The organism is Nocardia sp. NPDC003693, assembly GCF_053981095.1.
The window spans coordinates 69697-81638 of sequence record NZ_JBSFNO010000037.1; the positions used below are offsets into that span (position 1 = coordinate 69697).

General features: G+C 68.9%; 9 protein-coding genes. 2 read left to right on the forward strand and 7 right to left on the reverse strand.

All coding sequences use genetic code 11. The features are described from left to right. Nucleotides 1-261: 261 nt before the first annotated feature. Entirely contained in the window at nucleotides 262-1929 is a 1668-nt protein-coding gene (locus ACWDOP_RS30935; protein WP_456347872.1) for a protein kinase domain-containing protein, read from the reverse strand. A gap of 252 nt (nucleotides 1930-2181) precedes the next feature. Then, nucleotides 2182-2922 carry a lysophospholipid acyltransferase family protein gene (locus ACWDOP_RS30940; RefSeq protein WP_454200727.1) on the reverse strand — a complete coding sequence of 247 codons (741 nt, stop codon included), beginning with the start codon at nucleotides 2920-2922 and terminating at the stop codon, nucleotides 2182-2184. A 176-nt stretch (nucleotides 2923-3098) separates the two neighbouring features. Between ACWDOP_RS30940 and ACWDOP_RS30945 the strand changes: the two genes are divergently transcribed. Beyond that, nucleotides 3099-3941: a hypothetical protein gene (locus ACWDOP_RS30945; protein ID WP_456347873.1), complete on the forward strand. Its 843-nt coding sequence runs from the start codon at nucleotides 3099-3101 to the stop codon at nucleotides 3939-3941. Nucleotides 3942-3986: 45 nt separating this feature from the next. After that, complete coding sequence (locus ACWDOP_RS30950; RefSeq protein WP_456347874.1) at nucleotides 3987-5546, forward strand: Rieske 2Fe-2S domain-containing protein; 1560 nt, start codon at nucleotides 3987-3989, stop codon at nucleotides 5544-5546. Nucleotides 5547-5598: 52 nt separating this feature from the next. Here ACWDOP_RS30950 and ACWDOP_RS30955 read toward each other — a convergent pair whose 3' ends face one another. The 5 genes from ACWDOP_RS30955 to ACWDOP_RS30975 form a co-directional block, all read right to left on the reverse strand. Beyond that, nucleotides 5599-5937, reverse strand: a complete 339-nt coding sequence (locus ACWDOP_RS30955) for a BP74-related protein (protein ID WP_454200730.1) — start codon at nucleotides 5935-5937, stop codon at nucleotides 5599-5601. Between the two features lie 150 nt (nucleotides 5938-6087). After that, entirely contained in the window at nucleotides 6088-7119 is a 1032-nt protein-coding gene (locus ACWDOP_RS30960; RefSeq protein WP_456347875.1) for a MauE/DoxX family redox-associated membrane protein, read from the reverse strand. Nucleotides 7120-7234: 115 nt separating this feature from the next. Further along, nucleotides 7235-8182, reverse strand: coding sequence for a DMT family transporter (locus ACWDOP_RS30965; RefSeq protein WP_456347879.1), 948 nt, complete (start codon nucleotides 8180-8182; stop codon nucleotides 7235-7237). 359 nt (nucleotides 8183-8541) lie between these two features. Next, complete coding sequence (locus ACWDOP_RS30970) at nucleotides 8542-9822, reverse strand: MFS transporter (protein WP_456347876.1); 1281 nt, start codon at nucleotides 9820-9822, stop codon at nucleotides 8542-8544. A 100-nt stretch (nucleotides 9823-9922) separates the two neighbouring features. Continuing rightward, nucleotides 9923-11710 carry an EAL domain-containing protein gene (locus tag ACWDOP_RS30975; protein WP_456347877.1) on the reverse strand — a complete coding sequence of 596 codons (1788 nt, stop codon included), beginning with the start codon at nucleotides 11708-11710 and terminating at the stop codon, nucleotides 9923-9925. Nucleotides 11711-11942: the final 232 nt, after the last annotated feature.

The window sequence follows — 11942 nt, forward strand, 5'->3', positions numbered from 1 at the left end:
GCTTCCCCACCGTCGGCGCCGGTCACGCATCAGGTCGTCGCCCGGGTGCGGGCACGGCACGCCGTGCACGGGTTCAGTTGCCTCGCACGGCAACGCGCCGTCGGCGGAGGCGGGGCCCGACCGCATCGATATTTCGGACGAACCACCGCAATTCGTCCAGACCACCGGGCCGGTGGTCTGGACGGGCCTCGAGCGTCGCGCGGCCGGTGCTGTGGGACGCTGTTCCAGGCTCGTGCGCGGGCCTGTGTTTTCGCGGGCGGATCAGCGGAGTTCGGCGCTGATGATGTAGTACGAGGTGCCCACCTGTGCCAGTTGGATTACGCGCCACTCGGTCGTCACCTGGCCCGAGTCGGCGGTCAGGGTCAGGCGGTAGGTGACGCGCTGGGTGTCGGGATCGGCTGTCACCGCGTCGGTCTCGACGCTCGAGATCGTGTCCCAGAACGAGCGGTAGGCGTCGTAGCCGCCTATGCGGCGCTGGTAGTCGGGGGACAGGCGGTCGTAGGCCGCGCGGGTGTTCGCGGGGAGCAGGGCGTAGTGCTCGCGGACGAAATCGGTCATCTTCGTGGCCGGCGGAGTCGTCGGTGCGGACGAGGGCTGAGCGGTGGGCGGCTGGACCGACGTCCCGGGGAGGGGACCGGGCGTGACCGGGGCGGTGACGTCGGGTGAGTAGCTACCCGGAGCTGCGTTGTGGTCGGCCGAATCCTTGCGGCTCGCGGACAGGACGCCGTAGACGACCGTGACGCCGAGGGCCACGACCAGCACGGACGCCATGGCCCAGACCAGGCGCGGATCCAGCCACGACTTGGACTTCGCGCTCGGAGGTTGCGAATCACCCTGGGCGCGGGCGTATCCCGGCTCGGGGTCCCGCGCGGGCGGGTACGCCGGTGGAACCGGGCCCGCACCCGCGGCCGGATAACCACCCCGGGCGGGGCTCTCGTGGCCGGGCGAGCCCTGCTGCGCGGCACCGCCTTCCGGCGTGGTCGGGAACCGCTGACCGGCCGGATTCACCTGGGTGGCGGGCATCTCGGCATAGGCCGCGATGTCGGAGACCACGGTCGTGGGCTGGGGCGCGCTCGGCGGTGTCGGCGGCGGGAAGACGGGCGCGGGCGGCGCGGAGGCGGTGGGGACGTCGCGGGCGGCGGCCGCCAGGGCACCGGCCGAGGGACAGCGCTGGGCCGGATCCTTCGCCATGCCCCAGGCGATGACCGCGTCGAAGCCGCTCGGGACGCCCGCGGCGGTGACCGAGGGCTTGGGCGGGGGCTCGGTCAGGTGGCCGGCGATCTGGCGTTCGGCGCTCGGACCCGGGAAAGGCTTGGCGCCGGTGAGGCATTCGTAGAGGACGCAGGCCAGCGAGTAGACGTCCGAGCTCGCGTCGTAGACGCCCTTGGAGAACCGTTCGGGCGCCATGTAGGCCAGCGTGCCGACGGTCGCGCCGGTGGTGGTCAGGCTGGTTTCGTCACTGCCCCGGGCGATTCCGAAGTCGATGAGATAGGCGAAATCCTCGGGGGTCACCAGGATGTTGGAGGGCTTCACGTCGCGGTGCACCAGGTTCACCCCGTGCGCGGCGTCCAGGGCCGCGGCGATCTGGCCGATGATCGAGACCGCCCGCGCGGGCGTGAGCGCACCGGACCGGTCCAGCAGGTGCGCCAGATCCGAGCCGTCCACCGAGCGCATGTCCAGGAACAGGCGGCCGTCGATCTCGCCGTAGTCGTGGATCGGCACCACGTGCGGCTCGCTCAGCCGCGCCGCCGCCTGCGCCTCCCGGCGGAAACGGGCGCGGTACTTCTCGTCGTGGGCGTAACCGGGCGGCAGCACCTTCAACGCCACCATGCGATCGGTCCCGGTGTCGTACGCCCGGTAGACCTGCCCCATCCCGCCCTCACCGAGCAGTTCGAGCAGTCGGTACCGGCCGAACGGTGTGCCCTGCACGTCTCCCTCGATTCCCCACGACAGCTGCCATCAGCAGAGTACTGATCCCCCGGGCCGCGTGTCTTCCCACCAATTCTCGCTGCGCGCACCGGAACCCGTGGAGAGAACCACGGTGCGCACGCGAACATTCCGGCCCGGCCGCCCGGAAACGCGGCGGGGTGACGCACCGGGATCACCGGCCGCGTCACCCCGCCGGGTGGTGATCAGGCTGCGGATCGGCTGATCACTCGCGTCGTACTCGCCGACCTCGCCTCACTCGGAGCGACGGGACGACTTCGCCTCGGCCTCGGCCCGATCGAGCGCGTTGGCCTCCTCGAGCGTCGGCGCGCCGCCGCCCAGGCGAGCGGGCACCCAGTAGGCGCCGGGCTCGTGCGCGTAGTCCCGCTGCAGGTCCAGCAGCATGGATCCCAGTGCGGCATGCACCTTCTCGGTGAGCTCCTGCGCCGGCTCGAAGGGCGCGATGGGCGCGCCGACCTCGATGGCGATCGGAGTGTTGGTGCGGCCCAGGCGCTTCGGATGCCCCTTGGTCCACACCCGCTGCGCACCCCAGATGGCGACCGGGATGATCGGGACGTTCGCCTCGATGGCCATGCGCGCGGCGCCGGACTTGAATTCCTTCAGCTCGAAACTGCGGCTGATGGTCGCCTCCGGATACACACCGACCAGTTCGCCCGCGCGCAGCCGATTCACGGCCTCCCGGTACGAGTCCGCCCCCGCGGACCGGTCCACCGGAATATGCTTGAGCGCGCGCATGATCGGGCCGCTGACCGGATTGTCGAAGACCTCCTTCTTCGCCATGAACCGGATGTAGCGCTTGTGCGTGCGCGCGGGCAGTCCGGCATAGGTGAAATCGAGGTAGCCGGTGTGGTTGATGGCGATCACCGCGCCACCTTCCGCCGGGATGTTGGTGTCGCCTTTGACGGAGAACTTCAGGCCCTGCAGCGCGAACACGGTGCGGGCCAGCCCGATGATCGGGAAGTAGACGGGTTCCACAGTTCCGCTAGCGTAGTCGCTGCTCGCGCGGCAACCAGTGATCCAGGCAACACCCGCTCGGCGGGCGTGCGCAAAAACCCTTCGCGACAGTAGGAAAAGCCGCACCCGCCAAAATATCGACACCGCTCGCCGGCGGGGAAACCCGGCCGCGAGCACACGCGAGAAAGGTCGCACGCGTGCAGAACCGGACCCGGACCGCGGTCGGCGCCCGCGCTCGCTCGCTCGGCGGACCGCTGCGCGCGGCGGCCGGGCTCGCCGCGAGCTGCCTGTTGCTCACGGGTTGCGACTCGGCGGTGGGACTTCCGGGCGACCCGCCCGGGGCCGAATCGGCTACGGCGACCACCACGGCCGCGTCCGCCGCGGCCGTTCCCGAACCCGGCTCGCCCGTGGCCGCCGGCGCCGCCGTCGCGCGCTGGGCCGCCGACCTGCGCGGCGCCGCCGGACCCGAACAGCTCGCGGCCGGGTGCTGGGCGATCGCGCCGGACCGCGTCGCGGCCATGTACGCCGAACCCGGGCCGATCCTGGACGCCCTCACCCGGGATCCCGAGGAGTACGGCGACACCACCCGGTGGACGACCGCGTCGGTCACGCTGGTGGTCACCGACTCCGACACCCTCGACGGCTACGCCTGCCCGTACGTGTTCCCCGCGGACGGCCCGGTCGAGTTCGCCGACGCCGATGCCGTGCACACGGTGCGGCGCTACCTCGCGCGAATGACCGGCGATCCCGTACATACCGACGACACCGAGAATGCTTATCCGCTGGTCTGTTCCACCGACACCGCGACCTGGGACCCCTACGGCAGCGGCAGGCCCGGCATCGCGCCCATGGCGGCCGCCGCGAGCAAACTCCCAGGCATCAGGAAGTTCGCGGATCAGTCGATTCGGACCGAATGGCCCCGTGACGGCTATCTCACCGTCACCGCGGGCGTCACCAGCACCATCGGTGTGGCGAAAAAACAGACATTCACCCTGAAGTCCGGCAACCAGGGTTACTGCATCGGCGACGTCTCCGGGTAGCCAGTACTCTGGGTGGCTGGTAACGGTCAGGGAGGCAGAGAGCTCGTGCAGATCACCAGCGTCGGACACGCCGGATTCCACATCCGTACCGCAGCCGGAACCATCCTGTGCGACCCCTGGGTCAACCCGGCGTACTTCGCATCATGGGTGCCGTTCCCGGACAACACCCAGCTGGACTGGGACGAGCTCGGCAACTGCGATTTCCTCTACGTCTCGCATCTGCACCGCGATCACTTCGACGCGCAGCACCTGCTGGACAAGGTGAACAAGGACGCGGTCGTGCTGCTGCCGGACTATCCGGTGCCGGACCTGCGGCGCGAACTCGAGCAGCTCGGGTTCCATAAATTCTTCGAGACCGAGGACTCGGTCAAGCACACCGTCACCGGGCGCGACGGCAACGAGATCGACATCATGATCATCGCCCTGCGCGCGCCCGCCGACGGGCCCATCGGCGACTCCGGCATCATCGTCTCCGACGGCGAGACCGTGTGCTTCAACATGAACGACGCGCGGCCGGTCGACATGGACGTGCTGCACGACGCGTTCGGGCACATCGACATTCACCTGCTGCAGTACTCCGGGGCCATCTGGTACCCGATGGTGTACGACATCCCGACCAAGACCAAGTCCAACTTCGGCAAGCAGAAGCGCCAGCGCGGTATGGACCGGGCGCGCTCCTACATCGAACAGGTCGGGGCCACCTGGGTCGTGCCCTCGGCCGGGCCGCCGGTCTTCCTCGACGACGAACTGCGCTACCTCAACGACGACCGGGGCGACGAGGGCAACATCTTCCCCGACCAGATCGTCTTCCTCGAGCAGATGCGCATCCACGGCAACGAGGGCGGGATCCTGATGATCCCGGGCTCGGTCGCCGACGTGCACGGCAAGGAACTCACCCTCACCCACGCGGTCGATCCCGACTCCGTGTACGGCGACAAGGCCGCCTACATCGAGGACATGGCGCAGCGGTTCGCGCCCGTGCTCGCGGCCGAGAAGGCCACCTGGGCAAGCGAATCCGACGGGCCGCTGCTGCCGCAGCTGAAGGCGCTGTTCGAGCCGATCATGGCGCAGAGCGATCTCATCTGCGACGGCATCGGGTACCCGGTCGCGCTGGTCATGGGCGACGAGACGGTGGTGCTGGACTTCCCGCAGCGGCTCGTGCGGCCGGTCGTCGAGGGCGAAGGCAAGCAGCGCTACGGATTCCGCATCGACCCGACGCTGGTGCGCACCGTCCTGCGGGACAACGAACCCGACTGGGTGAACACCATTTTCCTGTCCACGCGCTTCACCACCTGGCGCATCGGCGGATACAACGAATTCCTCTACACCTTCTTCAAATGCCTGACCGACGAACGCATCGCGTACGCCGACGGCTGGTTCTCCGAGGCGCACGACGATTCGGCCTCCACCGAACTCGGCGGCTGGGAAGTACAGCGACGCTGCCCGCACCTGAAAGCGGATCTCTCCAAATTCGGTGTCATCGAGGGCACTACGCTGACCTGCAATCTGCACGGGTGGCAGTGGGATCTGGAATCGGGACGCTGCAAGACGTCCAAGGGGCACGAATTGCGGTCGAAGAAGCTGGAAGCGCCGACCGCGAGCTGACACGACGTCCGGCCGGTGCGGCGCACCGGCCGGAGTTCGCGAGCTCGGCGGACTAGGCCGTCAACTCCCTGGTCAGCTTGGACGACCAGGGACACCAGAAGCAGCCGGGCAGGAACGCGCCGCACGCCTCGTCGAGGTGATCCTCCAGATAGGTGATGCTGGAATCGCACACCTCGATGGCCATCGTGAAGAAGGTGACGGTGTCCGGATCCAAATGGAAACTCCAGCCCGGATTGTAGTCCGCGCGGGACTTTCGAATCCGGCCCATCACGTGGATCGACATCGTCTCCTCGCCGGAGAGGATGCGGCGCGCCTCCTGAATGCGTTGCTCGTTCTCGAGCCGGATAACGAATTCCTTGCCGGAGTAATCGGTGAATGCGAAGTCCGCCATGATCTTCCCTCACTAACCGTTCGGGTGAAAAAGAACCTGCCTCTCGATGGTAAGTCCCAGGGCGGTAGGTTTTCTCCGGATTCGTTGTGCCACAAGAGATTTTGAGGACCGGACCGTTTGCTTCCGGGGAAACGGCGGGATGGAGATCAGTTAGCGGTCATTCGGTACCCGATGTCCGTTACTACGCGATATCGGCTGTGCCTCAGCTCTTTCGGCCTGTGAAATGAGATCGCGGACGGCCATCGCGCCCCGGGCGACCGGTGCGGCAATCCGACCGTCCGCTCCGATCAGCACGCCGGACGGCGTACCGCGCACGCGATAGCGCAGCGCGGCCTCGTTGCCCTGCTGCACCAGAATCGCGATATCGCCCAATTCCTGTTCCCGGCCCCACTTCTCGTGCTCGGCGAGATCGCCGTTGCCGACCATCGCGATGGTCAGGACGGCGGCGGTGCGCGCGTGCCAGCGCGGGAGTTCGCGGGCGAGCGCGGCGCACATCTCGCAGCCGGGGTGCACGAACACGAGCAGCAGGTGCCGGCCGGGGGCGAGCAGGGTCGCCAGATCGGTGCGGCCGCCGGTGGTGTCGAGGAGTTCGAATTCCGGGGCAACCGCGCCCTTGGGCAGACCCTCCGCGCCCAGGGTGGACAGGACCTGCTCGTCGAGACGGCGGCGCAGGACACCGTGCTCGGCGTGGAGCCGGAACACCGCGGCCAGCAGTAGCGCGGCGATCGTCGAACCGAGGATGTGATCCAGCGGTAGGCCCGCGGGGAGCGCCGGGCGGGCGAGAGCGCCCGCCAGGGTGAGCAGGGTCAGGGTGATCAGAACGCCGTTGCGGACGAGGGTGGCCCGGCCGATCGGGGCGGTGCCCGCCGCGCCGAAACAGGAGCACGCGGGATGCTCACCCCGTCCGATCAGGCGAATCATCCCTCCGGTGAAGACGAGCAGCAGGGTCAGCGCGAGCAGCGCCGCACCGAGGGCCGTCCACGGGAACAGCAGGCCGAGCGCCGCCACCGCCTCCGCGCCGGGGAGCGCCCGGGCGACCGCCAGGACCTGCCGGAGCGGGATGCCGAACTCCCCCACCGCCTTCCGCGTGGCCGCCGGATCGGCCAGTTTCCCCACCGCTGCCAGGCCGAAGACCACGGCGAGCGCCAGCCGCAACACCCATATCCCGTATTCGATCAGCATGGTCGCACCATGACACAGGGGGTGGTGCGGTGAAATGGCTATGGGGAGAACCGTTTTCGATGCGATACGGGGGCGTTCGCACAAACCGGAGGGTCTGCGAGGGCGCGGCGCGGAGTCAGGCCGAACCGCGGGCGGCCACCGCCACGGCGGCGAACGTCAGGACGCAGGCGATGACCGCCGCCGGTGCGACACCGGCACCCGTGGGCACGACGACGTCCAGCAGCAGCGACATGGACAGCTGGCCCGCCACGGCGGTGAGGCCGAGCAGCAGGACGCCGATCCAGCGCACCACGACCGCCGCCAGCGCGATGCCCACCACACCGATCACCCCGCCCAGGTACAGCCACGGTTCGGTGGGAAACCGCTCCGGCCAACCGGTTCGGGCCACCACGGTCGCGGCCACCAGCACCAGCCCGGCGGTGCCGGTCACGAAGTTCGCCAGCGTCGCCGACTGCGGCCCGCCCACGGCGGCGACCCGGCCGTTCACCGCCTGCTGCCACGCCACCCCCACGCCGGCGAGCAGTGGCAGCACGATCAACAGCACGTGCGCGCCGCCCCGGAACCCCTCCGGGACAGCAGGTCCCGACCCGTCACCACCCTCGCGCCCGAGTACCGACAGCCCCACCGCCGCCAAGGCCAGCGCCGCGCCCGCGCCGCGTATCCATGTCACCGGCGTGCGTCCCTTCGGCCCGATTCCCACCCGGTCCACCACGAGACTGCTCACCAACTGCCCCGCCACCACGGCCACCGTGAACGCCGTCACCCCCAGCGCCGCCACCGTGAGCCCCTGACACGCGACGAAGAACGCGCCGCACAATCCCCCGAGCAACTGCCACCGGCGCAAAGCCCCGCCGCGCAACGCCACCCGCACCCGGGTGAGCCCCGCGCGCGAACTCCGGCTCACCGCGAACACCGCGAGCACCAGCACCAGACCGGTCGCGAAACTGACCACGGCGGCCGCGATCCCATCGTGCAGGCGCTCCCCCAGGGCGCCGTTGATCCGCGCCTGGCCCGCCGCCACCGCGCCGATGCACACCCCGAAAACCAGACCGATCCGTCGCATCGTCACGAATCGATTCTTCGCCATCGGCCTCATGTGCGTTGTTGGCGGCTGGTCCGGTCCTTTCGTGTCCGGAGGGCACTATGTCGCTGACTCCCATCGGGACCCTCATCGAGACGGCGACAAAGTTCGGGGCACCGCACCGAGACGGCCGCCGGTACCGCCGCGCTTCACGAGTACGCCGAGCGTCTCTCCCATGCCGCCGCGTACGACTGCTGCTTCGCCCAGAACTGGGACCTGGAGACGTCCGACGAACTGCACGTCTGCGCCACTGCGGTCTACCACAACCTGGTGGTGCTGCACGATGACATCGACTTCGTGACCGCCGGTCGGCTCGCCACCGAGCTCCGGCAGCGGAACGTTCACGACGGGCCGCTGGAAGCCGGCGAGAGCTGACGTTTCGGGAGCCAGCGGGGGACGAGGAGGGCCACCGCCAGGAGGGGGATGCCCAGCAGGGCCACGACGGTCGAGATGGCGAACAGGGTGGCGGCGAGGCCGACGAAGACGAAGACCAGGAGGGCGAAGACCTCGGTGGCCACGCCCGAGACCGAGGTGACCGTCGCCCGGGCGGGGCCCTCGATCGCGTCCTGGAGGCGGGCCTCGGCGATCACATCGGCGTTGTAGTTCAGGCCGTAGGCGACGCCGATCAGGGTGAAGCCGGTCGCGGTGAGCAGGTGCAGGTGGTGGGGATGGGTCGCCGCCAGGCCGGACAGGAGTGCGCCGGCGATGAAGAAGACGCCGCCCGCCGTGAGCGTGTAGGCCATGGTTCTCGGGCGCATCGACTCGGTGCGGCCGGACAGGAACGCGCCGGCCAGGGCGCCCGCCACCGTGACGCCGACCAGCAGGGACGCCACTGCCGGGGAGACGCCGGCCTCGTCGGCCATCAGGGCGAAGTACTCGTCGTAGGCGGTGATGCCGCTCAGCAGGGCGGACAGCAGGACGCCGCGGCGAATCACGCGTACGCGCAACGCCTCTCGGACTCCGGTGCGGAGCATGTGGAGGTAGCGGGACATGCTCGCGGATTCCGGTGCGAAGGAGGGTGATTCGGTTGTGGCGACCGGGCTCTCGTCGTCCTCGTCGTCCTCCAGCTCGTCCACCTCGCCGACCGACACGACCTTCGGGGCGCTCGGCATGGCCGTGGCGGCGAGGACGTGGAGGGCGGCGACGGCGACGCTGGACCAGCCGATAAGGGGGTAGCCGCCCCAGGTGTAGAGGGGTGCGGCGGCGAGAATGCCCAGGAGGGCGGCGGACTCGGCCGCGGCCCGGGTGTAGCCCATGATCCGGGCGTAGGCGGGAGTCGCGGAGCGGGCGGCGAGATCGTCGTAGAGCAGGGCCTCGAAGGTGCCGGAGCTCAGGGCGCCGGAGGTGCCCCACAGGACGAAGCCCAGGGCAAAGCCGAGGTAGGAGGGGAACAGGGTCCACACGGCGAAGCCCGCGGCGAGCAGGACCGCCGACAGGATCAGCAGGGCGCGGCGCGAGACCGTGTCGGCCCAGGCGCCGGAGGGAACCTCCAGCAGGAAGGAGGTGGCGGACCAGATGGCCAGCAGGGTGGAGATCTGGGCGACGCTCAGGCCGTGATCGGCGAAGATCAGGGCGTAGACCGCGTAGAGCGGGATCAGATCCTTGGTGAGCGCGAACAGCACCGAACGCGCGGTGAGGCCACGAACCGAATCGGCGCCGCGGCTACCGCGAAGAAGGCTGGAGAATCAACAGGCGTACACGAGGATGCGCATACCCCCAGCTTCACTCGGGGCCGAGACCACCGTCAAGGGGATTATCGATCGGAATCCAGCCGTTGGTGTCGACCTCGCGCTCGGTGCGGGCCGCGCCGACCAGGCCGGGGCGTTCGTTCAGATCGCTGATCAGCTCGGACACCGGATGCGAATCGCCGTAGTGATAGCCCTGCGCCAGCGCGAAACCGAGTTCGGTCAGCACCGCCGCCTGATACTCGGTTTCCACGCCTTCGGCGATCACCTGCAGATCCAGCGACTTGCTCAACGCGGCGATCACGCCCAGCAGCGGCGGAGCCGGGGAATCGGAGCGGATCGCGGCGACGAACGACTGATCGACCTTCAGAATGTCGCTCGGCAGATTCGCCAACCGGCTCAGCGACGAATAGCCGGAACCGAAATCGTCGATGGCGATGCGCACACCGCGCTCGCGCAGCTTGTGCAGATTCGCCACGGCCGTCTCGGATTCGGCGGCGACATCGCTCTCGGTCACCTCGAGCACCAGCTGATCCGCCGGCCAGCCGGTATCGGCCAGAATCCCCGAAACCCGGTCGGCGTAATCGGATTCGGCCAGTTCCAGGCCGGACACATTCACGTTCAGAGTCAGATCGAGCTGCGCGAAGGTCTCCTGTAGTCGAGCCGCGTCGGCGCACGCGCGGCGCAGCACCAGCTCGTCCAGATCGGAGATGAGGTCGTACTCCTCGGCGACCCGGATCAGGCCCTCGGTGGTCACCTCCGGCTGCGCGTGCGAGGACCAGCGCAACTGCGCCTCCACCCCGACCGCGCGGGTATCGCCGTCCGAGAGCGAGACGATCGGCTGATACTGCACGTCCAGGGTGCCGCGATCGATCGCCTCGCGCAGCTCCACCGCCAGCGGCATCTGCCGCGAGGACTCCAGCACCGTGCGATTGCGGCCCGCCTGCTTGGCGCGGTACAGACCCACATCCGCGCGACTCACCAGCAGCGAACCGGACTCACCCGGCTGCCAGGAGGTGACACCCGCGGAACACCCCGTGGTCACCGCCGCGCGCAACTGCTCGGTCAGCAGAATCGCGGCCTGCTCGGTCGAATTCGGCAGCAGCAGCGCGAAAGCGTCACCGCCGTAGCGGGCCAGGCGCTGCTCGGGAGCGAGCAGTTTGGCCCAGGTATCGGCCACCCGCTGCAGGACCGCGTCGCCGGCGCGATGACCGAGATGATCGTTGATCTTCTGGAAGCGGTCCAGGTCGACCAGGACCAGCGACAGATGCTGATCGGTGCGCTGGGCGTGCGAGATGGCATTGGCCAATGCGCGATCGAAACCGCGGCGATTGAGCAGACCCGTCAGCACATCGATATCGGCGTCGGACGCCATTCGCGTGAGAATGCCGACCACGATGCCGATTCCGACCGTGATACCCGCCGGAATAAGACCCGACCACCACGGCAGACCGCGCGACGGCACCACCCACAGACAGCACACCACCGCGAACAGCACATGCGCGCCGAGCCATTTGTACGCGAAGAATATGGCCGCGTCGCACGCCACGAACACATAGAACGCGGCCAGACTGATCGCGCCCACCGTATTCGGAAACCAGTGCACCGCAACGGTCACCAGCACCGTCGCGATCGCGACATAGACGTGGTGCACCGAATGGGGCATACGCGGGCCCCAGATCAGCAGGCTCACGCCGAGCAGCAACGCCACCAGCGCCGCAGCGCCCACCAGCGGTCGATTACCCTCATCGCCCGGTGCGACGGCGGTGATCACCAGACCCAGTACGCCACCCATGACGTAGAACGCCCCGGTGGTCCGCGCCATGACCATTGCCGTTGCCAGCGCCGAAGCCGCCCGCACCCGCGTTCGGGTATCGCCGCGAGACCCGATTCCTCGCACGACGCCCAGCCTAAACGGTCTATAGATTTTTGCCTCCGCTCTGTATCTTTTTGCCTCCGCTTCGCTCCGGCTGTTCGCGGCCCTCGTAACCCGGTTCTTCCCTCCTCCGCTCCTCCGCTTCGCTCCCCCGCTCCGTCAGTCCAGAACCGGGCGGGCC